The sequence below is a fragment of the Lentzea sp. NEAU-D7 genome (assembly GCF_026242055.1).
Classification (GTDB): Bacteria; Actinomycetota; Actinomycetes; order Mycobacteriales; family Pseudonocardiaceae; genus Lentzea.
On the sequence record NZ_JAPJDL010000005.1, the window covers coordinates 332,941 to 356,660 of the forward strand.

The 23,720-nt window shown below is 71.0% G+C and carries 23 protein-coding genes; 17 read left to right on the forward strand and 6 right to left on the reverse strand.

The window, feature by feature from the left end:
- The first annotated feature begins 11 nt into the window (after positions 1-11).
- The 6 genes from ORI60_RS14030 (at position 12) to ORI60_RS14055 (ending at position 8,000) form a co-directional block, all read left to right on the forward strand.
- Complete coding sequence (locus tag ORI60_RS14030; protein WP_266036533.1) at positions 12-1,184, forward strand: homogentisate 1,2-dioxygenase; 1,173 nt, start codon at positions 12-14, stop codon at positions 1,182-1,184.
- A gap of 33 nt (positions 1,185-1,217) precedes the next feature.
- The gene (locus ORI60_RS14035) at positions 1,218-2,381 is read left to right on the forward strand and encodes an SWIM zinc finger family protein (RefSeq protein ID WP_266036535.1); all 1,164 of its coding nucleotides are present in this window, start codon (positions 1,218-1,220) and stop codon (positions 2,379-2,381) included.
- A 550-nt stretch (positions 2,382-2,931) separates the two neighbouring features.
- Positions 2,932-4,359, forward strand: coding sequence for a DUF5691 domain-containing protein (locus ORI60_RS14040; RefSeq protein ID WP_266036537.1), 1,428 nt, complete (start codon positions 2,932-2,934; stop codon positions 4,357-4,359).
- Positions 4,356-5,441 (forward strand): ATP-binding protein, encoded by a 1,086-nt coding sequence (locus ORI60_RS14045; protein ID WP_266036539.1) that lies wholly within the window; start codon positions 4,356-4,358, stop codon positions 5,439-5,441. The genes ORI60_RS14040 and ORI60_RS14045 overlap by 4 nt, the downstream gene beginning before the upstream one ends.
- A complete protein-coding gene (locus ORI60_RS14050) occupies positions 5,434-7,599 on the forward strand; it encodes a DUF5682 family protein (protein ID WP_266036540.1) in 2,166 nt (721 codons plus the stop codon). The genes ORI60_RS14045 and ORI60_RS14050 overlap by 8 nt, the downstream gene beginning before the upstream one ends.
- Complete coding sequence (locus ORI60_RS14055) at positions 7,596-8,000, forward strand: hypothetical protein (protein WP_266036542.1); 405 nt, start codon at positions 7,596-7,598, stop codon at positions 7,998-8,000. The genes ORI60_RS14050 and ORI60_RS14055 overlap by 4 nt, the downstream gene beginning before the upstream one ends.
- A gap of 38 nt (positions 8,001-8,038) precedes the next feature.
- On the opposite strand, the gene ORI60_RS14060 is transcribed toward ORI60_RS14055, so the two are convergent.
- Positions 8,039-8,383 carry a cupin domain-containing protein gene (locus ORI60_RS14060; protein WP_266036544.1) on the reverse strand — a complete coding sequence of 115 codons (345 nt, stop codon included), beginning with the start codon at positions 8,381-8,383 and terminating at the stop codon, positions 8,039-8,041.
- A gap of 89 nt (positions 8,384-8,472) precedes the next feature.
- Between ORI60_RS14060 and ORI60_RS14065 the strand changes: the two genes are divergently transcribed.
- Positions 8,473-8,922, forward strand: a complete 450-nt coding sequence (locus ORI60_RS14065) for a MarR family winged helix-turn-helix transcriptional regulator (protein WP_266036546.1) — start codon at positions 8,473-8,475, stop codon at positions 8,920-8,922.
- 3 nt (positions 8,923-8,925) lie between these two features.
- On the opposite strand, the gene ORI60_RS14070 is transcribed toward ORI60_RS14065, so the two are convergent.
- Entirely contained in the window at positions 8,926-9,504 is a 579-nt protein-coding gene (locus tag ORI60_RS14070; protein ID WP_266036603.1) for a TMEM165/GDT1 family protein, read from the reverse strand.
- A gap of 331 nt (positions 9,505-9,835) precedes the next feature.
- Here ORI60_RS14070 and ORI60_RS14075 point away from each other — a divergent pair, with 331 nt between their 5' ends.
- The 4 genes from ORI60_RS14075 to ORI60_RS14095 are packed head-to-tail and all read left to right on the forward strand — an operon-like array spanning position 9,836 to position 16,377.
- The gene (locus tag ORI60_RS14075) at positions 9,836-11,290 is read left to right on the forward strand and encodes a cytochrome ubiquinol oxidase subunit I (RefSeq protein ID WP_266036548.1); all 1,455 of its coding nucleotides are present in this window, start codon (positions 9,836-9,838) and stop codon (positions 11,288-11,290) included.
- Positions 11,291-11,300: 10 nt separating this feature from the next.
- Positions 11,301-12,272, forward strand: coding sequence for a cytochrome d ubiquinol oxidase subunit II (gene cydB / locus ORI60_RS14080; protein WP_266036550.1), 972 nt, complete (start codon positions 11,301-11,303; stop codon positions 12,270-12,272).
- Positions 12,272-15,265 (forward strand): thiol reductant ABC exporter subunit CydD, encoded by a 2,994-nt coding sequence (gene cydD / locus ORI60_RS44610; RefSeq protein ID WP_323055893.1) that lies wholly within the window; start codon positions 12,272-12,274, stop codon positions 15,263-15,265. Before cydB ends, cydD begins: the two co-directional genes overlap by 1 nt.
- Positions 15,266-15,270: 5 nt before the next feature.
- Positions 15,271-16,377, forward strand: coding sequence for a GAF domain-containing sensor histidine kinase (locus ORI60_RS14095; RefSeq protein ID WP_266036552.1), 1,107 nt, complete (start codon positions 15,271-15,273; stop codon positions 16,375-16,377).
- On the opposite strand, the gene ORI60_RS14100 is transcribed toward ORI60_RS14095, so the two are convergent.
- Complete coding sequence (locus tag ORI60_RS14100) at positions 16,355-16,972, reverse strand: response regulator (RefSeq protein WP_266036554.1); 618 nt, start codon at positions 16,970-16,972, stop codon at positions 16,355-16,357. The genes ORI60_RS14095 and ORI60_RS14100 overlap by 23 nt on opposite strands.
- Before the next feature lie 61 nt (positions 16,973-17,033).
- Here ORI60_RS14100 and ORI60_RS14105 point away from each other — a divergent pair, with 61 nt between their 5' ends.
- Positions 17,034-17,528, forward strand: coding sequence for a GNAT family N-acetyltransferase (locus ORI60_RS14105; protein ID WP_266036556.1), 495 nt, complete (start codon positions 17,034-17,036; stop codon positions 17,526-17,528).
- Positions 17,529-17,582: 54 nt separating this feature from the next.
- Here the strand turns inward: ORI60_RS14105 and ORI60_RS14110 are convergent, their stop codons facing one another.
- Positions 17,583-18,101: a macro domain-containing protein gene (locus tag ORI60_RS14110; protein ID WP_266036605.1), complete on the reverse strand. Its 519-nt coding sequence runs from the start codon at positions 18,099-18,101 to the stop codon at positions 17,583-17,585.
- Positions 18,102-18,236: 135 nt separating this feature from the next.
- Between ORI60_RS14110 and pheA the strand changes: the two genes are divergently transcribed.
- Positions 18,237-19,127, forward strand: coding sequence for a prephenate dehydratase (pheA, locus tag ORI60_RS14115; RefSeq protein ID WP_266036558.1), 891 nt, complete (start codon positions 18,237-18,239; stop codon positions 19,125-19,127).
- A complete protein-coding gene (locus tag ORI60_RS14120) occupies positions 19,124-19,717 on the forward strand; it encodes a histidine phosphatase family protein (RefSeq protein WP_266036560.1) in 594 nt (197 codons plus the stop codon). Before pheA ends, ORI60_RS14120 begins: the two co-directional genes overlap by 4 nt.
- A gap of 28 nt (positions 19,718-19,745) precedes the next feature.
- Here the strand turns inward: ORI60_RS14120 and ORI60_RS14125 are convergent, their stop codons facing one another.
- A complete protein-coding gene (locus ORI60_RS14125; protein WP_266036562.1) occupies positions 19,746-20,096 on the reverse strand; it encodes a metallopeptidase family protein in 351 nt (116 codons plus the stop codon).
- A complete protein-coding gene (locus tag ORI60_RS14130) occupies positions 20,093-21,151 on the reverse strand; it encodes a septum formation family protein (RefSeq protein WP_266036563.1) in 1,059 nt (352 codons plus the stop codon). The genes ORI60_RS14125 and ORI60_RS14130 overlap by 4 nt, the downstream gene beginning before the upstream one ends.
- Positions 21,152-21,304: 153 nt before the next feature.
- Here ORI60_RS14130 and ORI60_RS14135 point away from each other — a divergent pair, with 153 nt between their 5' ends.
- The 3 genes from ORI60_RS14135 to ORI60_RS14145 are packed head-to-tail and all read left to right on the forward strand — an operon-like array spanning position 21,305 to position 23,623.
- A complete protein-coding gene (locus ORI60_RS14135; RefSeq protein WP_266036564.1) occupies positions 21,305-21,976 on the forward strand; it encodes a hypothetical protein in 672 nt (223 codons plus the stop codon).
- 6 nt (positions 21,977-21,982) lie between these two features.
- On the forward strand, positions 21,983-23,146 hold the full coding sequence (locus ORI60_RS14140) for a glutathionylspermidine synthase family protein (protein WP_266036565.1): 1,164 nt from the start codon (positions 21,983-21,985) through the stop codon (positions 23,144-23,146).
- Positions 23,147-23,167: 21 nt separating this feature from the next.
- Positions 23,168-23,623 (forward strand): DUF350 domain-containing protein, encoded by a 456-nt coding sequence (locus tag ORI60_RS14145; protein WP_089907738.1) that lies wholly within the window; start codon positions 23,168-23,170, stop codon positions 23,621-23,623.
- The last annotated feature ends 97 nt before the right edge of the window (positions 23,624-23,720 follow it).

Genomic DNA, 23,720 nt, shown 5'->3' on the forward strand with positions numbered 1-23,720 from the left:
GGAGAGCAGCCATGGCTTACTACCGCCAGGTGGGAGAGATCCCCCGAAAGCGCCACACCCAGTTCCGCAAACCGGACGGTGGCCTGTACGCGGAAGAGCTCATGGGCGTCGAGGGGTTCTCGGCCGATTCGGCACTGCTGTACCACCGCCACCTGCCGACCGCGATCGTGAACGCGGAGACGGTGAAGGACGAGCGCGGCACCGTCTCGCCGAACCTGCCGCTGAAGCCGCGGCACTTCAAGACGACCGACCTGACCTGGGCTTCCGACGAGGTCGACGCGGTCACCGGACGCCGGAAGCTGTTCGGCAACCCGGACGTGACCATCGGTTTCGTCGTGGCCACGGTGCCTTCCCCGTTGTACCGCAACGCTTTCGGTGACGAGCTGCTGTACGTGCAGACCGGTTCGGGCGTCATCGAGACGATCTACGGGGCGTTGGAGGTGGGCGACGGCGACTACGTCGTGATCCCGACCTCGTGCACCTACCGGGTCGTGCCGTCCTCGCCGATGTCGTTGCTCGTGCTGGAGGCGACCGGGCACGTCGGCCCTCCCAAGCGCTACCTGTCCAAGGCCGGCCAGTTCCTGGAGCACTCGCCCTACTGCGAGCGGGACATCCGGGGGCCGGAGGAGCCGTTGCTCGTCGAGGGCACCGACGTCGACGTGCTCGTGCGGCACCGCGCGGGGCTCACGCGGTTCACCTACGCGAACCACCCGTTCGACGTCGTCGGGTGGGACGGGCACCTGTACCCGTGGGCGTTCAACATCCGCGACTTCGAGCCGATCACCGGCCGCGTGCACCAGCCGCCGCCCGTGCACCAGACGTTCGAGGGCCCGAACTTCGTCGTGTGCTCGTTCGTGCCGCGCAAGGTCGACTACCACCCGCTGTCCGTGCCGGTGCCGTACAACCACGCGAACGTCGACTCGGACGAGCTGATGTTCTACGTCGGCGGCAACTACGAGGCGCGCAAGGGGTCGGGCATCGGCATCGGCTCGATGTCGCTGCACCCGTCCGGCTGCACGCACGGCCCGCAGCCCGGAGCGGTGGAGGCGTCCCTGGGCGCGGACTACTTCGACGAGACCGCGGTCATGGTGGACACCTTCCGCCCCTTGGAGTTGGGGGAGGCGGCCGAGGCCACCGAGGACCCGGCGTACGCGTGGACTTGGGCCCGTCGCGGTCCGGCCTGATTTTCTGTCGGGGCTCCTCGCTAGTTTGGTCTCGTGAGGACAAGAGCCGTTCCGATGCGCTGGCAGGGCCTGGGCAAGGCCCTGCCGGTGCTGTGGGGCCTCTACTCGGGCTCCGGCTCGATGCCGTACCGCGTGTGCGTCGACCTGGCCGCGGGCACCGCCAAGTGCACGTGCCCGTCCCGCAAGTTCCCCTGCAAGCACGCCGTGAGCCTGCAGGAGCTCGACATCCCGGACGCCCTCCCGCCCGACTGGGTGGAGGAGTGGACCACCCGCCGGGCGGCCCGCGAGCTCGACTCGTCGCCCGAGGCAGTCGCCCGCCGGGTGCGCGCTCGCGAGAAGACGGCGGCCAACCGCGCCGCCGCCATGTCCGCGGGCATCGACGGCCTGCGCGACTGGCTTCGCGACGTCGCCTCCGCCGGCATCGCCTCCCTGCCGGGCCGCCCCGCCTCCTGGTGGCAGGCGTTCACCGCCCGCATGATCGACGCCCAGGTCCCCGGCGTGGCCGCCGCGGTGGCCGAGATCCAGGAGATCGTGGCGCGCTCGGGCCCGCGCTGGACCGCCGACGTGGCCGACCGCCTCGGCGGCCTGCACCTGCTGTGCTTCGTGCAGCCGCGCACCCGCCTGGGCGTCACGATCCCCGAGGAGACCGTGAAGGCCTCGCCGGGGATCTCCGACCGCTGGGTGGCCCTGCTGCGCCTGGAAACCGACGACGGCCGCGTCCGCACCGTCCGCCAGTGGTGCTGGGGCCGCCAAACCTCCCGCTGGGTCGTGGCGATCCGCCACTCCGCCGTGGGAGCTCCCGTCCCGCTGCTCCCGCACGGCCTGGAGTCCTCGGCCCTGGTCCACCCCTACCCGGCCTCGGACCGGGTGGCCCTGGGCGAACTGGAGGGCTCCCGCACCCCCGACCCGGTCCCCGCCCCGCAGTCGTGGCGGCAGTCCCTCGCCACCCTCGAACCCATGCTGACCGCAGACCCGTGGCAACGCCTCTTCCCGCTCGGCTGCACCTCGGTCCGCCTGCACGGCGCCGCCCTGGTCGACACCACGGGCCACGGCCTGCCGGTCCGCGACGACACAGGCCTCGACATGGCCCTGGCGCTGACCGGCGGCCTCCCGTTCGACGCCTGGGGCCTGTGGGACGGCCACGCGCTGCGCCTGGGAGCGGTGTCGCTGAACGGCACCCTGGAGGTGGTCGCGTGACCACCGCGCCTTCCACACCGGCGGCAGCGCGCGACTGCACGGCCCTCGCCTGGGTGGTGGCTGTGCGAGCGGTCCGCTCGCGCCGGGTGGTGGTTGTGCCGTCGGCGCGCGTGCGCCGCGTGTCGCCTGTGCCGTCGGCTCGCGTCCATCGCGTCGCGGACGCGCCACCGGTTCGTCCCTGCCTGGACCCGGTTCCCTCGCCCCGCAGCTCAGCCGAGTCGGCCGACCCGCACCACCGCACGCTCGCTCTGCCGCTCCGCCTCTCCCGCACCCCGGCCGCGACGACGGCACACACCGCGGTCGCCCCGCCAACGCACTTGCTTCCCACACCGGCTGCGTCCCACCTTCGTGGGCGCGTGGTGTTGGAGTCGGCGCGCTCGTCTCGCAGTTCAGCCGGGTCGGTCCGCCCGCAGCACCGCACGCTCGCCCTGCCGCCGCGCTCCTCCCGGGCTCCGGCCGCGCGGTCGGCTCGGACCGCTGCCGCCCCGCCGACGCGCTCCCTCCCCGCGCCAGCCGCGCCAGCCCACCCCCGCGACACCTGGGAGGCGGCGTGAAGGCCGAGTGGTCCAAGACCGTCCAAGACCTCCTCATCGGCACCACGAGAGGCGGCGGCGACACGGCGACCCTGCTGGCGGACTGCGCCGCCCTCGGCGTGGCCGCGTTCGGTGCGACGCTCCCGCAGGAGGCCACCACCGACCCGCTGCCGCTCGCCCCGCCCGAGTCCGCCGCCCTCCCCAGGCCTGCCGCCAGGGCGGTCCTGGAAGCGATCATGAGCCTCGACGACGAGGTCCTGCTCACCGAGTGGTGTGCTCTCGCCAAGGCCAACGGTGTCGTGGCGGAGCACCGGATGCTGCCCTCCCTGCTCGCCCTCGGCACGGCTCGTCCGGGGCTGCGGGCCGCGGTGGTCGAGGTTCTCGGCACGAGGGGCCGCTGGCTCGCGGACACCCGGCCCGGCTGGTCCTGGGCGAGCGGCGCCGCCCCGCTGGTGGACGAGGTGCCGCTCGAGGAGATCCTCGACCTGCCCAGCGCCCAGCGGGTCCGCGCGCTGCGCCGCAAGCGCAAGGTGGACCCGGCCGGGGTCGGTGCGTTCGTCGCGCGGGAGTTCGGGGAGTCGCGCCGTTCGGCCGACCGGCAGGTGCTGATCAGCGCGCTGGAGACCGGGCTGGGGCCGCAGGACGAGCAGCTCCTGGAGGCCGCGCTCGACGACAAGGCGGCGGCCGTCCACGACGAGGCGCTCCGCCTCCTGCGCAACCTCGGGCGCACGCGCCTCGCCGCTCGTGCGGCACACCGCCTGCGCCACGGGCTCCGCCTGACCGCGGACGGGCTCGACGTCCGGCCCGACGAGCTCTGGACCGGGCAGCCCGACGCGGCCGAGCTGCGCGACCTCATGCGCGACGGCTCCGAGAAGGGTGTGGCCGGTCGGATCCGGGCCGCGGCCGCGAGTGTTCCGCCGTCGTACTGGACGGCGACGCTCAAGGCCGACGACGCCAAGGCCGCCGACATCGTGCGGAGGGGGCCGTGGGCCGGCGCGTTGCTGCGGGGCATCGCCGACCAGCTCGCCGCGGCCAAGGATCCCCGTCCGTGGGCCGTTGCCGCCGCCGAGACGCTGACCGGCATGGAGCAGCTCGAGATGCTGGCCGCGTTGCCCGCCGCGGTCGCCGAGCAGGCGGTCGTGGCGGTGTCGAAGGGCTGGCACTACGACCTGCTCGACCACGCCTGCGCCCAGCTGCCCGCCCCGTGGTCGCCGGAGACCACCCGCGCGCTCCTGCACCGGTACGCCGCGCTGCCCGATCCGCGCTGGAGGTCGGGGCGTCCGCCCGCCGTGCTGCTCGCGCGGGGTGACGCGGACCTGCTCGGCGCGAGCTGGGAGGCTCTGACCCGTCGCTGGCCGGAGAACTCCCTGGAACTGGAGGTCCTCCGGCTCCGCATCCGCCTGCGCGAATCGTTCGCACCAGCACCGCCCCAGGAGGCCCAGTGACCGCCGTGCTCAGGCCGACGGCCGAACAGCAGTACGCCGCCGAGCTCGAAGCCGTCGCGGCCCAGGACGACCGCGAGCGGCCACCCAACTGGCGCCTCTCCCCGCGGGCCGTGGTCACCTACGTCCTGGGCGGCACACTCGCCGACGGCACCGTGATCTCGCCGAAGTACGTGGGCTCGCGCCGGCTCGTCGAGGTCGCGGTGGGCACGCTCGTCACGGACCGGGCGCTGCTGCTCGTCGGTGTGCCCGGCACGGCCAAGTCGTGGCTGTCCGAGCACCTCGCGGCGGCGATCAGCGGCAACTCGACGCTGGTGGTCCAGGGGACGGCCGGCACGAGCGAGGACCAGGTCCGCTACGGCTGGAACTACGCCCGCCTCATCGCCGAAGGTCCCAGCGAGAACGCCCTCGTGCCGAGCCCGGTCATGATGGGCATGCGCCAGGGGGCGGTCGTCCGGGTCGAGGAACTCACCCGCATGCCGTCCGAGGTGCAGGACTCGTTCATCACCGTCCTCAGCGAGAAGTCGCTGCCGGTGCCGGAGCTGAACACGCAGATCCAGGCCGTCCCCGGCTTCACCGTCATCGCGACGGCCAACGACCGCGACCGAGGTGTGAACCAGATGTCGTCGGCGCTCGCACGGCGCTTCAACACCGTCGTGCTGCCGCCGCCCGCGACCGAGGACGCCGAGGTCGAGATCGTCGTCACCCGGGCCCAGCAGCTCGGCAAGGCCCTCCAGCTACCCGCCGAACCGCCCGCGCTCGACGAGGTGCGCCGCGTCGTGCGGATCTTCCGCGAGCTGCGCAACGGCTCCACCGTGGACGGCCGGACGCAGCTGAAGAAGCCGAGCGGCAGCCTGTCCACCGCCGAGGCGATCTCGGTCATCGCGAACGGGATGGCGCTCGCCGGCCACTTCGGCGACGGCACGCTGGGCGCGGACGAGCTGGCGAGCGGGCTCATCGGGTCCGTGATCAAGGACCGGGTGTCGGACGCGACGGTCTGGCAGGAGTACCTGGAGACGGTGCTCAAGGAACGCGCGGAGTGGCGTGACCTCTACCGGGCCTGCCTGGACGCCAGCGGTGACTGAGCCGGTCCTCCTGGGCATCCGGCACCACGGCCCCGGCTCCGCCCGGATGGTCAAGCGGGCCCTGGAGCAGACGAGCCCTGCGCTCATCCTCATCGAGGGGCCGCCGGAGGCGGACACCCTCCTCGAGCACGTCCACGCCCTGACGCCCCCGGTCGCGATCCTGCTGCACGACGAGACCGAACCCGAGAGCGCGGCGTTCTGGCCGTTCGCGGAGTTCTCGCCGGAGTGGCAGGCGCTCCAGTACGCGGCCGAGAACGGTGTCACAGCGCGCTTCTTCGACCTGCCGGCCGCGGCGTCCATCGGTGACGACGGCCCGAGCGGCAACGTCGACCCCATCGGCCTGCTCGCCGAGGCCGCCGGCTTCGACGACCCGGAACGCTGGTGGGAGGACGTGGTCGAGCACAGCGCGTCGGACCCGCTCGAACTCGCGGGCGCCATCGCCGAGGCCATGGTCGCCGTGCGCGGGGAGTTCGAAGGCGAGGTGGGTGAACGCACGCTGCGCCGGGAAGCGTTCATGCGCCAGACGATCCGCAAGGCGCGCAAGGAGACCGACGGCCCGATAGTCGTGGTCTGCGGCGCGTGGCACGTCCCCGCGCTGCTCGCCAAGCCGACCGTCGCGGCCGACACCGCGTTGCTCAAGGGCCTGCGCCGCCGCAAGATCTCCGGCACCTGGGTCCCGTGGAGCCACGGTCAGCTGGCCGCCGAGTCGGGCTACGGCGCCGGCATCGACTCCCCGGGCTGGTACGCGCACCTCTGGCAGCACCAGGCCGACGTGGTCCCGCGCTGGTTCGCCAAAGCCGCCGCCGTGCTGCGGGAGGAAGATCTTCCGGCGTCGACGGCGAGCGCGGTGGAGGCCGTCCGGCTCGCGGAAACCCTTGCCGCACTGAGGGAACGTCCCAGCGCGGGCCTGAGCGAGGTCAACGAGGCAGCGCTCGCCGTCCTCTGCGGAGGCGAGGAGATCCACCTCCGGCTGGTCCACCGCAAGCTCGTCGTGGGTGAACGCCTGGGCGAGGTGGGCGAGGCAGTCCCGCGCTCACCGCTGGCCGCGGACCTCCAGCGCCTGCAACGCAAACTCCGGCTCCCCGCGGACGTCCAGCCCAAGCAGCTCAAGCTGGACCTCCGCAAGGACACCGACCGCGAACGCTCGAAACTCCTGCAGCGCCTGGACGTCCTGGGCGTGCCGTGGGGCAAGCCGGACCGGTCCAACTCCCTCGGCACCTTCGCCGAGGTCTGGCAGCTCCGCTGGGACCCGGTCTTCGCGGTGTCGGTGGCCGTGGCCGCCCGCCACGGCACCACCGTCCACACGGCGGCCGAGACCGTCCTCGTCCAGGCCGCCGAGGACGCGACGCGCGTGGCCGACGCCGCCGCGGCCCTCACCAAGTCCGTCGGCTGCGAGCTCCCCGCGGCCGTCGCCGCGGCCCGCAACGCCCTGGACCGCTGCGCCGCGATGGCCACGGACGCGCTCGAACTGCTGGCCGCCCTCCCGGACCTGGCGAGGACGGTCCGCTACGGCTCGGTCCGCGGCACCGACCCGGAACTGCTGCGGGTGGCCCTGCACGGCCTGCTCACCCGAGGAGCCGTGGGCCTCCCGATCGCCTGCCGCAACGTCGACGACGAAACGGCGGAGCACGCGCTGCAGGTCGTGGACGGCGCCCACGAGGCCACCCGCCTGGCAGCCGACGACGACCACCAGAAGACCTGGTGGCGAGCCCTGCACGCCCTCGTCAAGGCGGAAGCCCACGGCCTCCCGACGGGCAGGGCCACCCGCCTGCTCTGGGAAGCCGGCGAACTGACCAGCGACGACGTGGCCGCCCGCCTGCACCGCTCGGTTGCGACCGCGTTCGTGGCAGGGTTCCTGCGCGGCTCGGCGACCCTCCTGGCGGCGGACCCGCGCCTCTTCGGCCTCATCGACGAGTGGCTGAGCGGCCTGCGCGGCGAGGCGTTCGACGACGCCCTGCCCCTGCTCCGCCGGGCCATCACCGACTTCACGCCGGCCGAGCGCCGCCTGCTCGGCGAACGCGTCGTCGCGGGCGAGACCCCTCAGCCGGCCGCCGACGACGAGTGGGACCTGGAGATCGCCGAACGCCTCGCCGCCCACGTCCGCGGCTTGATGGCCGGAGTTTCACGACCGCCGGATCCGCCGATCCCAGAGGCGTGACCGCACCGGAAGAACACCGCCTCGCAGCCTCGGACGAGGGCCGCCTCATCGCACCTGACGAAGAGCGCCCCGCCGCGTCCGGCGACGACCGCCTCGCTGCTCCGGACGAAGACGGCCTGGCCGCGTCGGACGAGCAGCGCGCCGCGTCCGGCGAGGACGATCTCGCCGCGTCCGACGGCGACGGCCTTGCGGCCTCGGACGGGGACCGCCACGTCGCCTCGGGCGAAGACCGCCCTGCCACGTCGGGCGAAAGCTTCCTCACCACCCCGCCGGACGAAAGCCGCCTCGACGAGACGCAGCACCTCATCGACGAGGCCAAGAAGATCGCGCACGACCTGCGCGAAGAGGTCCCGGACACCACTCCGGAGCCTCCGCGCGAGGAAGGCTCCCCGGCGAACTAGCGCGAGCCGGACCGACCGCGAGCCGGACCGGCCGCGAGCTAGAGCGACCAGGGCGGCGTGATCGTCTGCCCGTCCGCCAGCGTCCCCGTGATGCCCACCGACGTCGCCACCAGCACCCGCGCCGGTCCGCCGGTCAGCGACAGCTCGGTGTTCGGCGGCACGACGATCGCGTCGCCGGGCCCCGCGGTCTGCCCCTGGATCGTCACGGACCCGGACAGCACGTAGAACACCTCCTCCTTCGAGGCGCGGTGAGGCGTCCCGTCGCCCCCTTCCGGCACGTCGACGGTCCACAGCGCGATTTCGGCGCTGCCGCGCGACGGCACGGCCAGCGGCCTGAACTCGAACCCGCCGAACTCGAACAGCTCCGCGGAATCTCCGGTCACCAGCAAGACAACCTCCAAAGTAGTCATCCAAGTTGTCTAACCTTAGAATAAGGTCAACCAGGTTGTCTACCTGAAATGGGAAGCCAGAGATGGAACCGGTGCCGATGCTGCTGGCGATGACGTACCGCGCCATGGGCGACCAGTTCCACGACCGGCTCCGGCAGATCGGCCTCGAACCGCTCCGGCCAGCGCACGGCTACGTCTTCCGGTTCCTCAAGGAGAAGCGCGCCACCACCGTCGACATCGGACAGCACCTCGGCGTCACGAAGCAGGCGGCCGCGAAGATCGTCAACGAGCTCGACGACTGGGGTTACGTCCTGAGGGAGCCGCACCCGACGGACAAGCGCGCCCAGTACGTCACGCTGACCACGAAGGGCCGCGACTACCTGAAGTTCGCGGACAACCTGTGGGCGGACCTCGAAGGCGAGATGGCAGAGGCGATCGGTGAGGACACGCTCGCCACCATCAGGCGGGGCCTCGCCGCGTACCTGCAGCACGTGCACGGCGAGGACCAGCCGGGCCTCCGGCCGGTCTGGTAGCTCCTAGAACACCTGCGTCACGGCGATCACGGCGAACACCGCGAAGACCACCCCGGCCACCCGCTGGATCCAGTGCGTCGGCAACCGCCCGGCGAGCTTGCGTCCTACCAGGACGGCCAGCCCGGCCACCGCGACCAGCGCGAGCCAGGCACCGAGGCCGACGGCCAGCGGTGCGCCGTACCTGGCGGTGATGCCGGCGGTCGCGAGCTGCGAGGCGTCACCCCACTCGGCCGCGAACAGCACGCCGAACGACGTCAGCGCCGCACGCCAGAACGGCACGGCGGCGCTGGGTCCTGCCTCGTCGGCGGAGTCCTCGTCACGGGAGAAGCCCTCCCGGAGCAGCATGAACGCGCCCACGCCGAAGAGCACGGCCACCACGCCGGCCACGACGCGGTCGGGCAGCAGGGTGATGGCGGATCCGAACGCGGCGGCCACCACGCTCTGCACGGCGAACGCGGCGACGACGCCGACGAACACCGGCCAGGCGCGATAACGCGTGGTCAGCACCAGGGTGGCGACCATGGTCTTGTCCGGGAGCTCGACGAGGAACACCACCGCGAAGGCGGTGATGAACGCGAGCAATGAAGTGGCCACGAGGTCCTCCACGTCCGAATACGAACCCGGACGGAGGCGCGACAGACCCCGACCGGGCATGCTGCAACCCGGCCGGAGGTCTCGTTCGCCCGACATGAACATCGGGTGTGGGACCGGATCCACTCGAAGGCGGATCAGTATGTCGATCTCCACGCCACCGGCTGCGAGCTCCGGTGGGAACTACTCCCCTCTGGCGCACACATCGTATCCGACGCATGTCACCCACAAGGCGTGACTTCGCGCACGGGACCTTGGTCCCGAGGGTGGACGGGACCGTAGTACCTGATGGCGGCCATGATCCACACCTACGCTCGAAGACGTGGAAGTACTCGAACTCGCGCGGTGGCAGTTCGGCATCACCACCGTCTACCACTTTCTGATGGTGCCGCTGACGATCGGCCTGTCCCTGCTCGTCGCGGGGATGCAGACCGCGTGGGTGCGCACGGGCAACGAGCGCTACTACAAGATGACGAAGTTCTGGGGGAAGCTCCTCCTGATCAACTTCGCCATGGGCGTCGTGACGGGCATCGTGCAGGAGTTCCAGTTCGGCATGGCCTGGAGCGCCTACTCGCGGTTCGTCGGTGACGTGTTCGGCGCTCCGCTCGCGATGGAGGGCCTGGTCGCCTTCTTCGTCGAGTCGACGTTCCTCGGTCTGTGGATCTTCGGCTGGGACAAGCTGCCCAGGAAGGTCCACCTCGCCTGCGCCTGGGCGTTCAGCCTCGCCACGATGGCCAGCGCGTACTTCATCCTCGCCGCCAACTCGTGGATGCAGCACCCCGTCGGCATCGTGATGGACGAGGGCCGTCCGCGCCTCACCTCGATCTGGGCGGTGCTGACCAACAACACGACGCTGGCGGCCTTCCCCCACACGATCGCGGGAGCCTTCGCGGTCGCCGCGACCTTCCTCGTGGGCATCGGTGCGTGGCACCTGTGGAAGAAGTCCGACGAGGAAGGTGTCTGGCGCAGTTCGCTCAAGCTCGGCACCTGGGTCGGTGTCGTGGCGTTCGGAGTGCTCGCGATCAGCGGCGACATCCAGGGCAAGCTGATGTTCGAACAGCAGCCGATGAAGATGGCCGCCGCGGAGGCCCTGTGCCACACCGAGGAACCCGCAGCGTTCTCGGTCTTCGCGATCGGCGACGTCACCAGGCCGGACTGCGAGAACGTCAAGAGCATCACGGTGCCCGCACTGCTGAGCTTCCTGGCGCACAACGACTTCAGCAGCGAGGTGAAGGGCATCCAGGACCTGGTCCCGATGTACCAGGAGAAGTACGGCACGAACTACCCGGTCGACCCGCGGCTGGGCGAGCTCAGCGGCAAGCCGATCGACTACGTGCCCGCTCTTCCGGTGACGTACTGGGGCTTCCGGCTGATGATCGGCTTCGGCGCGATCTCGGCGGGGCTCGGCCTGCTGATGCTCTGGCTCACGCGGGGCGGTCGCGTGCCGCGGGGCAGGTGGTTCCCGGTCACCGCGCTCGCCGGCATCGCGACGCCGTTCCTCGCCAACAGCTTCGGCTGGATCTTCACCGAGATGGGGCGGCAGCCGTTCGTGGTCGTGCCCAACCCGTCCGGTGTGGACGGTGTCTGGATGTTCACCGCGCAGGCCGTGTCGGCGTCGACACCCGGCGAGATCCTCACCTCGCTGATCGCGCTCACCACGGTCTACGGACTGCTGGCCTGCGTCGAGGTCTACCTGATCCGCAAGTACGTCCGCGGTGGTGTCGCCGGGGTCATGCCCGCGAAGACCGACGACGGCGCGCTGGCGTTCGCGTACTAGGGGAGAAGCTGTGGAAACGCTCTGGTTCTGCCTGATCGCCCTGCTGTGGCTGGGCTACCTGTTCCTCGAAGGCTTCGACTTCGGCGTCGGCATGCTGCTGCCCTTCCTCGGGCGGGACAACACCGAGCGCCGGGTGATGATCAACACCATCGGTCCCGTGTGGGACGGCAACGAGGTGTGGCTCCTCGTCGCGGGCGGTGCCACGTTCGCGGCGTTCCCCGGTTGGTATGCGGCGCTCTTCAGCGCCGCGTACCTGCCGCTCACCCTGTTCCTGGTGGCGCTGATCGGCCGCGGCGTCGCGTTCGAGTACCGCGGCAAGGTGGACTCGGAGCGCTGGCGCAAGGTGTGGGACGCGGTCATCTTCGTCGGGTCGTGGGTGGCCGCGCTGGGCGTCGGCCTGATCATCGCGACCACGGTGACCGGGTTGCCGATCGACGCCGCCGGTGACCGGGTCGGGTCGCCCTTCGCGGCGATCCGGCTGGAGACGCTGCTCGGCGCGCTGGCGATCGCCGGCTACGCGCTGGTGCACGGTGCGATCTTCGTGGCGCTCAAGACCGAGGGCGAGATCCGCGAGCGCGCGCGCCGGACGGCGTTGAAGATCTCGCCGATCGCGTTGCTGCCGCTGGTGGCACTGCTCCTCCACGTCGCGGGTGTGTGGGCGTTGCCGGTGCTCGTGTTCGCCGGGCTCGCGTTGTGGCGGCTCTGGGTGGGCCGGGAGGGACAGGCGTTCGCGTTCATGGGCCTCGCCGTCGCCGCGACCGTGACGGTCCTGTTCGCCTCGCTCTACCCGAACGTCCTGCCCTCGACGCTCGACCCCGCGTACTCGCTCACCGTCGCGGGAGCGGCGTCCAGCCCGTACACGCTGATGGTCATGACGTGGGTGGCGGCGTTCGGCACACCCGCCGTGCTGATCTACCAGGGCTGGACCTACTGGGTGTTCCGCAAGCGCATCGGCGTCCAGCACATCCCGGCAGCGCACTGATGAGGCGAGGCCCGCTGGGCGCACTGCCCCAGCTCTCCAGGAGTGCCAGGCGCGCCCTCGTCGGGGTGGGCGCGCTGGCGTTCCTCAACGCCCTGGCGCTCGTCGCCCAGGCCGTCGCGCTGGCGTCGGTCATCACGACCCGTGAAGGTCTTCCGCTGCTGGCCGTGGCGATCCTGGCGCGAGCCGGTCTGTCGTGGGCGACGGAGTCCGCCGCCGCCCGTGCCGCCGCCGGCGCGAAGGAGGAACTGCGGACGCAGTTGCTGGCCAAGTCGTTCGAACGCGGTCCCGGCTGGATCGCCGACCGCGGCACCGCCGAGCTGTCGGTGCTCGCGACCAAGGGCCTCGACGCGCTCGACGCCTACTTCACCCGCTACCTGCCCGCGCTGGTCACGGCCGTGATCGTGCCGCCGCTGGCCGGAGCGTGGATCCTCTTCACCGACTGGCCCTCGGCCGTGCTGATCGCGGTCACCGTGCCGCTGATCCCGGTCTTCGCCGCGCTGATCGGCTGGTACACCGAGAAGCGCGTCAAGAAGGCCGCCGACGTCACGGAGCTGTTGAGCGCCCAGCTCCTCGAACTGCTCCGCGCCCTCCCGGTCCTGACCGTCTTCGGCCGCGCCGAGCAGCAGGCCGGTGCGGTCAGGCAGATCGGCGAACAGCACCGCAAGGCCACGATGGGCACGCTGCGGATCGCGTTCCTGAGCGCGTTGGTGCTGGAGATCGCCGCGTCGCTGTCGGTCGCACTGATCGCGGTCGGCGTCGGCATCCGGCTCGTGCACGGCGACATGACGCTGATGACCGCGCTGGTCGTGCTGATCCTGGCGCCCGAGTGCTACCTGCCGCTGCGCGCGGCCGGTGCCGCTCACCACGCCAGCGAGGACGGCCTGGAAGCGGTCCGCCGCGTGGCCGAGGTGGTCGAGCACGAGGACAAGGCCCGGCCGCGGCTCCCCGGCGGCTCTGTCCACGTGGACAACCTGCGCGTGCTCCGGCGCGGCGGCTTCGCTCCCGACGGCGTCAGCTTCGACGTCAGGCCGGGGCAGGTTCATCGGCTCGAAGGCGCGAGCGGCGCCGGCAAGTCGACGACGTTCCAGGTGCTGCTGGGCTTCGTGGAGCCGACGGACGGCACCGCGTTCGTGGCCGGCGACATCGCGTACGTGCCGCAGAAGCCCGCGTTCGCCGCCGCCACGCCCCGCGCCGAGCTGGAACTCACCGTTCCCGGCGCCGAGGACGTCGAGCAGGTCGCCGACGAGGTCGCGGCCGTGCACCTGCTCGACCGCCAGATCACCGACCTCTCGACCGGAGAGCGCCAACGCGTCGCGGTCGCGCGTGCCCTGCTGAGGGTTCGTCACGGCGCGACGGTGCTGCTCCTCGACGAACCGACCGCGCACCTCGACCCGGTGACAAGTCGCAAAGTCGACAAAGCGATCAAGCGGGCCAGCGCCACGGCCGCGGTCGTCCTCGCCTCGCACCGCGACAAGGAGACGACCGAGGACGAGACGTTCGCGAGGGTCGTCACCGAGGAGACGCAGGCCGAACGCCCGAAGCGCCTGCCGATCCCGTGGAAGGGCGCCGGGCTGGGCGTCCTCGCGGCCGTCGCCGGCATCGCGCTGACCGCCCTGGCGGCCCACCTGATCGCCCGCGCCGCCGAGATGCCGCCGATCCTGACGCTGACGGTGCTGGTCGTGGGCGTGCGGACGTTCGCGCTGAGCAAGGGCGTGCTGCGGTACCTCGAGCGCCTGGTCACCCACGACGAGACGTTCCGGCTCGCGAACAAGCTCCGTGCCGAGCTGTGGTTGCGGCTCGTGCGGACCCAACGGCGCGACGGGCTGCAGCGGCTCGTGGAGGACACCGACACGGTTCGCGACCTGGTGCCGCGCGTGCTGGTGCCGCCGATCGTGGCCATAGGCGCGGGCGTCGCGACCACGATCCTGTTCGCGTTCATCGACCTGGGTGCCGCGCTGACGCTGGGCGGGCTGCTGCTCGTGGCCGGCCTGACGGCACCGGCCGTCGCCGTGTGGACCGAGCGGCGGGCCAGCACGAAGCTCGCCAGGGGCCGCCGCAAGGTCGCCCGCGACACGATCAACGCCCTCGCCGCGGCACCGGACCTCATCGCGCACGACGCCCACCACCGCGTGCTGGCACAGCTGCACGCCGAGGACGTCGAGCTGGCCGGTCAGACCCGCCGGCAAGCGTTCGGCACGGGCGCGGCCACGGCGATCATCCTGCTCGCGACCGGTGCGGCGGCCCTGATCTGCGCCACGAGCGGCAACCCGGTGCTGGGTCTGGTGCCGCTCGCGCTCGCCGAACCGCTGGCCACCCTGCCGCTCGCGGCCCAGCAGCGCAGGGCGTTGCGGGAGGCGAGCGCGCGGCTGCAGTTCGACGCTCCGGACCGTCCCGAACAGCCGCGCGGCAAGCGGATCAGGCTGGAGAACGTCGACGTCCGCTGGCCCGGCGCGACCGAGCCGACGCTGCGGGACCTGCACCTCAACATCGAACCCGGCACGCACGTCGCGATCGTGGGACCGTCGGGCAGCGGCAAGTCGACGCTGTTCGCGTTGCTCCTGGGCTTCCTGCAGCCGGAGCGGGGGATCGTCGAGCTGCCGCGCGCCACCTGGTGCCCGCAGGAGCCGATGCTGGTCAGCACGACCGTCCGGGAGAACCTGCGGATGTCGGGCCAGCACGACGACGAGGCGTTGCGGGAGGCGCTGCGCAAGGCGTGCCTGCCGGAGTGGGCCGACCGGCTCGACACGATGATCAGGCCGGACCAGGTGTCGGGCGGCGAGGCGCAACGGCTGGCCCTGGCGCGGGCGTTGCTGCACGACGCCGACGTGGTGCTGCTCGACGAGCCCACCGCGCACCTGGACGAGCCGACCGCGCGCAAGCTCCTGGAGCAGCTCAGGCAGGACGGCAGGACGGTCCTGCACATCACGCACCGCCCGGACGAGGCGGCGAGGGCGGACCTGGTGCTGGACCTCGGCACGCCCGCATACCGTTGAGAGCCATGGACCCCTCTCTGGCGCGGCGTGTGCTCGTCGCGTCCACCGAGATCACCTCGGCGGCGCTGGAAGACCCGGAGAACGTGCTGCGGCTCGTGGTGGAGGCGGCCGCGGAGATCGCGGACGCCGACCTCGGCCTCGCCATGCTCGCCACGGAGGACGACGACGGCACGCTGACGGTGGAGGCCTCCAGCGGCGAGCCGGTCGTCGCGACGCTGAGCCCGCGCAGTGCCGCCGCCAAGGCCGCGCGCACGGGCGTCCCGGTGATGGCCGACGACGTCACGAACGACCCGCGCACGGCCCCGTACGTGCCACAGCCGTTGCGCGTCTACGGACCGTTCGCGGTGGCGCCGTTCGGCACCTCGGACCGCAAGATCGGCGCCCTGGCGGTCTACCGCCGCCGGGACAAAGCGCCGTTCACGCAGGAGACGGTGGACGTGCTGACGGCGTTCGCGGCCCAGGCGGGCCTCGCGGTCGTGCTCTCCGAGGGCTTCACGGCACGGCAGCGCGTCGCGGTCTACGAAGAGCGCGAGCGCATCGCCCGCGACCTGCACGACGTGATCATCCAACGGCTCTACGGCGCAGGCGTGCAGCTCAGCCTGCTCGAACGACGCCTGGGCAAGAACCTCGACAACTCGCAGCGCGCCCGGATCAACGAGGCCGTCGACCTGGTCGACGAGACGATCGCCGAGGTCCGCGCGACCGTCCGCGAGCTGCGCAACACCGACCCGGCCGACTCCGCCGACCTGCACGACTCGATCAGGGCCGAGGTCCGCACGGCCGGCGAGCTGCTCGGCTTCGCGCCGCGCCTGCACGTGGCCGGCGACCTGGCGAACGTGCCGCGCAAGCACGCCGACGACGCGCGGGCTGCGTTGCGCGAGGCGTTGTCGAACGTCGTGCGGCACTCAGGCGCGACCAACGTCCAGATCGACGTACGGCGCGATGAGAAGCACCTGCTGCTGCGCGTCGCCGACAACGGCTGCGGCATCCCGTCCGGCGTGACTCAGCGCGGGCTGCGGCACCTCGCCGAACGGGCGAAGTCCGCGAGCGGCGATTTCCGCGTGGTGAGTTCGCCGAACGGGACGACGCTCACCTGGTCCGTCCCCGTTTAGCCACCCAGGCGGCGGCCTGCGTCCGCCGTTCCATGCCGAGTTTGGAAAGCACGGACGTCACGTAGTTCTTGACGGTCTTCTCCGCGAGGAAGAGGCGTTCACCGATTTGGCGGTTGGTGAGGCCCTCACCGATGAGTTCGAGCACGCGCTGTTCCTGGTCGGTGAGGCCGATCGGGGTCGGATTGCGCATCCGTTCGAGTACTCGGCTTGTGGTGGCGGGGTCCAGAAGGGACCGTCCAGCTGCGACCTCGCGCACGGCCGTGACGACGTCCTGTCCCCGAACCTGCTTGAGCAGATACCCCGACGCCCCGGCCATGATCGCGCCGACGAGCGCTTCCTCGTCGTCGAACGCGGTCAGCACGAGGCAACGAATGCCGAGGTCCCGCAACGACCGGCACAGGTCGACGCCGCTGCCGTCCGGCAGCTGGACGTCGACCACCGCCACGTCGGGCGGGATCTTCCGAGCCCGCGTCACCGCCTCGTCGACGGAACCGGCCTCGGCGACGACCGAGATGTCCTCCTCGTCGTCGAGCATCTCGCGCAGTCCTCTGCGCACCACTTCGTGATCATCAACCAACAAAACGCGCACTGGCACGAATCCACCGTACGTCGAATGGCTGTTCCTGAGTGTGACTCGAATTGGCACAGTTCTTGTCATGGCAGAAGGCTCGGTACGACCGGTCGAGGAAGCAGATCGCATAGTTGTCGCCCGACTGGTTCTCGAGCTATGGGGCGCGCACACCGCCGTAGCGCACGGCGAGGTGTTCTTCCCGGCGAGTCTGCCGGGCTTCCTCGTGGAGAAGCAGGGCCAGGTGCTGGGGCTGCTGACCTACGCGGTGGCGAACAACCAGCTGGAGATCGTCACGATCGACGCACTTCGGCGGGGCCGTGGCGTCGGTACCGCGCTGGTCGACGCCACGGTCCGCCAGGCGCGCACGCTCGGATGCAACCGGGTGCGCCTGACGACCACCAACGACAACCTCGACGCGATCCGCTTCTACCAGCGCCGCGGCTTCAAGCTGGTGGCGTTGAGACCGGACGCGGTGCGCGAAGCGCGCAAGCTCAAGCCCGAGATCCCCGCGGTCGGGGAGTTCGGCATCCCCATCACAGATGAGCTCGACCTGGAACGATGGGTCGCGCCACGGCAGTAGTCCACAGGTGTCCACAGCTCTGTCCACAGGGTTGTGCACAACCCTTGTGCACAACTAGACGTGCAACGGGTTGAACGCCTCGTCCCACGCGGCGGCGACCTGGTGGGCGCACGTGGACGGTGCGACGCCCCCCACCCCGGTGCCGAGTCCCGGCATCGCGATGGTGCGGACGGCGTCGCGCACGAGCGTGCCGTCCTCCAGGCGACCGGTGAGCCAGAGCATCAGCACGGCCCGTGCGGCGAGGTACGGGTGGACGGTGTCGACCGGCAGCCGTTCGCCGGGCCGGCGCATCGTCGGAGCGCTGATGAGCCACGCCGGCTCGGTCTCGCCGGTCGCCACGATCTGCGCCTCGCCGACCGGGAGCTCACCGCCGTGCAGCGCCAGAACGGCGCTGCGGACGTTGTTCTCGACCTGGGGGAAGGCCGTGGCGTAGACGGCGTCGATGCCACCGCGCATCCAGCCCTGCGAGTTCGCCGGGCTGACGATGGCCTGCGCGTGGATGTCCAGAACGGACCCGCGGTGCACCCGCACCCCGTCGCGGCCGTCCGCGACGGCGAGCCAGGCGTTCGCCATCGGTTCGTCGACCGCGCACAACACGAGTTCTGGCGCTAGAGCGGGCACGCCCCAAGCATTCCAGTTCGAACGGTCCCGGCGGAACCCAGGATTGGCCCCCGACACAGGCGTGATTCGCGCCTCTACTGTGTGCGGGTGCCTCGCATTGCGTACTTCGGACCACAGGGGACCTTCACCGAGCAGGCCGCGTCGCGGTTCGAGGGTGAACTCGTTCCGTTCGAGACGATCCCGCTCGCCGTCGCCGCCGTGCGCGACGGTTCGGCCGACCTCGCGTGCGTGCCGATCGAGAACTCCGTCGAGGGCGCCGTGCCGGTGACGCTCGACGTCCTCGTGCGCGACGAGCCGGTCGTCGCCGTGGCCGAGACGGTGCTGGACGTCAAGTTCAGCGTCCTGGTCCGGCCCGGGACCACCGAGATCCGCACCATCGCCTCGCACCCGCACGCGCTGGCCCAGGTCCGCGAGTGGATCGCCGCCACGCTGCCCGGCGCCACCGCGATCGCCACCTCGTCGACCGCGGCCGCCGCTGCCGCCGTCGAGCGCGGCGAGTTCGACGCGGCCGTCTCGGCCCCCGTCGCCGTCAACCACTACGAGCTGGACGAGTACGCCACCGACGTGCTGGACGTGCCCGACGCGCGCACGAGGTTCCTGCTGCTGCGCCGTCCGGGCCAGCTTCCTGAGCCGACCGGCGCAGACCGCACGAGCGTCGTCGTGACCACCCCGAACCGCGTCGGCGTGCTGTCCGAACTGCTCACCGAGCTGGCGTTGCGTGGCATCAATCTCACAGGCCTCGAATCGCGCCCCCAGAAGGGCAAACTGGGGACGTACCGCTTCTACATCGACGTCGAGGGGCACATCGCAGAGCCGAGGATCGGTGACGCGCTGGCCGCGCTGCACCGACACTCGCGCGAGATCCGGTTCCTCGGGTCCTTCCCGAAGGCCGACCACGAGCCCGTCGAGGCTCACAACGCCGAGTTCGCCGCAGCCGCCTCCTGGGTCGATGCTGTCAGAAAGGGCGAGCGCGGGTGAGGTTGCTGCTGGTCAGGCACGGTGAGACGGCGTCGAACATCGAACGCAAGCTGGACACGGCCATGCCGGGACCCCCGCTCACCGACCTGGGCCTCAAGCAGGCCCGCGAACTGGCCGACTCCCTCGCCGGCGAGAACATCACCGCCGTCTACGCGAGCATCGGCCTGCGCGCCCAGCAGACCGCCGCCCCGACCGCCGAACGCTTCGGCCTGCCCGTCCAGATCCTGGAGGGCATCGAGGAGATCCAGGTCGGCTCACTCGAAGGCCGCAACGACACCGAGGCCTACAAGGCCTACCTCGACACCGTCATCGCGTGGGCGGAAGGCGCCCTGCACGTGGCGTTCCCCGGCGGCGGCGAGACCGGTCAGCAGGTGCTGGACCGGTTCCTCGGCGCCATCTCGACCATCCGGGCCGACGGGACCGTCATGGTCGTGACGCACGGAGGCGCCGGGCGGATGGGCGCGCTGGCTCTCGCGTCGAACGTGCCGGTGGAGCTGGCCGAGAACCTGCTGCCGAACACCGGCGTCGTGGTGCTGGAGGCCGAGGGCGACGGCTGGGTGTGCCGGTCCTGGGCGGGCGTGGAGATCTAGCCCGCCTCACCCGCGCGGGGGAGGGGCCTCAGCCCCAGCCCAGTTCGTGCAGCTTGGCGTCGTCCACCCCGAAGTGGTGCGCGATCTCGTGCACCACGGTGATGATGACCTCCTCGACCACGTCCTCCTCGGTGTCGCAGATGTCGAGGATCGCCTCGCGGTAGATGAAGATGTGGTCGGGCAGCGTGCCGCCGTAGTCGGAGTTGCGCTCGGTCAGCGCGATGCCCTGGTAGAGCCCGAGAAGCGAGGGCTCCTCGGGGTTGCGGTCCTCGACCAGCACCACGACGTTGTTCATCGCGTGCGTGAAGCCGGGCGGGACCAGGTCCAGTGCCTCTTCGACCAGCTCGTCGAAACGAGCCCTGGTCATCTCGACGGTCATCGGTTCTCGGTGCTCGACGGGGGCGGGCTGGAGGAGGGCTTGTCGGGCTTGCCTGACTCCGAGGGCTTGCCGGACTCCGACGGCGGCTTGCCCGACTCGGAGTGCAGCGGGGCGCCGGTGGGCTCGTCCTGGGCCTTGACCGACGTCGTCTGCGGCGGGTTCGCGGTGGTCAGCGGCGCGCCGTTGGGGTTGCGGACGCTGCCCTCCCACGCCACGAGGTTGTTGCCCTGGGGTACCGCGCCGATCTTGCAGTTGGCCTTGCGGGAGCCGACGGCCCAGCTCTCCTCGGCGCGCGTGTCCCACGTGACCAGCAGGTTCTTGGCCTTCAGGTCGGCGCCGCCGGTGTACTCGGCGGCGATGGCCGCGCACTTCTCGGACATCACGGAGTCCTGCGCCTCCAGGGCCATGAACGGGCCCTCGGGGTGCTGCACGACTCCGACGATCTCGAACGCGTGCGGCTTGGCGCAGTCGATCGGGTCGCCCACCTTGTTGTTCTCGGCCAGGGCGACGCAGACGCCGGGGTCGTAGACGGCGGACTGGTCCTGGGTCTTCGCGCTGCCGTACGACGGCAGGGCGGCGCCGGACGGGGCGGTGACCTGCAGACCGCACCTGAGCTGGCGATAACCGCTCGACCAGCGGCCTTCGTCCGGGTTCAGGGTGCTGACGCCGTACTTGCCCTTCGGGTCGAGTTTGCCGCCCATGTAGGTGGTCGACGCCTGGGCGCAGTTGTCCTGCGCGATCTTCTCCCAGGCCTCGGCGTTCGGGAACGGCGCTTCCTTCGGGTACGCGGCGGTGATGTCGGCCGTGCCGGTGACCTCGAACTTGTGCGCGGCCGAGCAGTCGACCTTCTGCGCGTCGGACAGGTCCGCCTTCTCCCAGTTGAGGCACTCGCCCGCGACGGCCTGGTACGCGGCGTTGACGAGCTCACGCTTGGTGGTGAGCGGGCCTCCTGCCAGCACGGACGTGAACGCGGACAACATCAACAAGCCGAAGGCGCCCGCGAAAGCACCGGCCATCACGATCCGCGTGTCGCGGATGTGACCGGATCGACTCAACCAACCGGCGCTCGGAGACATCTCATCCATGATGCCCGTGCCGTGTGAGACGGCTGTGCGCCGGGTTGGGTCGAGTGTTGCTATTAGGACACTCGTCACCGAATTGGCCATGTTTCAGCCGTCTCGCTAGGTACCTTGCCCGCGGGAGTGGTGATGACTGACAACAACCTGCCAGGACCTGGCCAGCCGACGCCCCAGCCTGGGTCTCCGTCGGGACAGCCCGGCCAGCCGCAACAGCCCGGCCAGCCACAGCAGCTGCCGCCGTACCAGCCTGCGCCGCAGCAGGCCGGCCCGAACCAGCCGCCCGCCAAGGGCAAGGTGCGCCAGCAGCAGGCCGGCGTGACCAAGCCCCGCCAGGCCACGGTCGCCGAGCAACGCGCTCGTGCCGCCGCGCTCAAGGCCCAGCAGGAGCGGTTCGCCGCCGAGTCCGCCGCGTTCGAGAAGAAGCGCAAGACGCGCAAACGCCTTCTCATCGGCGGTGGCGTCACCGTCGGCGTGATCGCGCTGGTCGCGATCTGGTACGCGGCCGCCAGCCCGAAGAACGTCACCGCGCAGTGCACCGACTCGAACAACGTGATCGTCGACGACGACTACTGCGACGAGTCGTACTACCGCAGTCACGGTGGGTACAGCAGCGGCGGCTTCATCTACATCGGTGGCACCTCGTACCGCTACAACTACGGCGGCTCGGGCGCGGTCGGCCAGAAGGTGTCCGGCGGCAGCTACACGATCCCCAAGGGCGCGAACGTCACGACCAAGTCCGGCACGTCGGTCCAGCGCGGAGGCTTCGGCATCAGCAGCGGCTCGAAGAGCAGCGGAGGCTGAGCACAGTTGCGTCGTGAAGCCTCACAGCCGCGGCCGAACTGGCAGCGGACGGTCTCCGACCAGGGCTTGGTCTTCGGCCTGCCCGCGAAGTACGCGAACGGCGCCGACCGTCCGTACTGGGACGAGTCGGTGCACTACGTGTTCGAGATGAGCGAGGTCCTCTCGCTCGAAGCCGACGTCGAGCTCCTCCACTCCATGTGCCTCGACGCGGTCGACAACGTGGTGCTCACCGAGCGGTACCGCGACTTCGGCATCCCCGAGTGGGTGTGGCCGCACATCGCCGAGTCGTGGCGCCGCCGCGACCCGCACGTCTACGGGCGCTTCGACCTGCGCTACGACGGCTCGGGCCCCGCGAAGCTGCTCGAGTACAACGCCGACACCCCCACGTCGCTGCTCGAGGCCGCGTACGTCCAGTGGTACTGGAAGGAAGACGTCTTCCCGGACGGCGACCAGTGGAACTCGCTGCACGAGCGCCTGGTCGAGCGGTGGACGGAGATCGGCGCGAAGCTGCCCTCCAGCGAGCTGCACTTCACCTGGTCGGGCGCAGACCCGTCCGGCGAGGACCACCTCACGATCGCCTGCCTGCAGGAGACGGCCGCCGAAGCGGGCCTGAACACCGTGGGCCTCGCGATCGAGGAGGTCGGCTGGGACACGCTGCTCAACCGGTTCGTCGACCTCGAAGAGGCCCCGATGGGCACGGTCTTCAAGCTCTACCCGTGGGAGTGGGTGGTCGAGGAGCAGTTCGGCCGCCACGCCGTCGAGTCGCTGCCCGGCACGCTGTGGGTCGAGCCGCTGTGGAAGATGCTGCTCTCCAACAAGGCGCTGCTCGCGATCCTGTGGGAGATGTACCCGGGCCACCCCAACCTGCTCCCCGCGTACCTGAACGACCCCGGCATGCTCACCGAGTACGTGCGCAAGCCGCTGCTCGGCCGCGAGGGGTCGAACATCCAGATCGTCGCCCCGGGCTACGAGACGCAGACCGGCGGCGTGTACGGCAAAGAAGGCTTCGTGTACCAGCTGTTCGATCCGCTTCCGGAGTTCGACGGCTACCGCCCCGCGTTGGGTGCCTGGGTCGTCGGCGACACGTCGGCAGGCCTCGGCATCCGGGAAACGGTCGGTCTGGTGACCGACGATGGCGCGGCGTTCGTGCCGCATCGAATTGTTGAGTAAGACTCCGAAAGGGAACAGGTAATGGACTACACGACGCTCGCGTTGGACCCCGGCTTCGGCTCGGCCATCGGCCGGGGCATCGGCGCGATCGCGCTGTACGCCGTCGTCGGTCTGGTCCTCATGGTGTTCGGCTTCTACGCGATCGACTGGACGACGCCGGGCAAGCTGTCGATCCTGGTCCGCAACGGCGCGCCGAACGCCGTGATCGTCACCGCCTCCGGCCTCGTGTCGATGGCGTTCATCGTCGTCGTCGCCATCCTGAGCGCGGTCGGCAAGCTCGACGAGGGCCTGCTCACGTCGCTGATCTACGGCATCGTCGGCATCATCGTGCAGGTCGCGGCCGTGCGGCTGCTGGAGTGGGTGACCAAGCTCGACATCGGCTCGATCATCGAGTCGGACAGGTTCGCGCCGGCCTCCGTCGTCGTCGCGGCGGCCCACGTCGCCCTCGGCCTCGTGGTGGCGTTCGCGATCTACTAGGCCGTTCGGCTGTCGAGGGACCCGGTGCCGTGTTCGGCGCCGGGTCCCTTGTTCGCGGGTGCCGCCACCATTGGAGCAATCCTGTCCAACCGTCCCG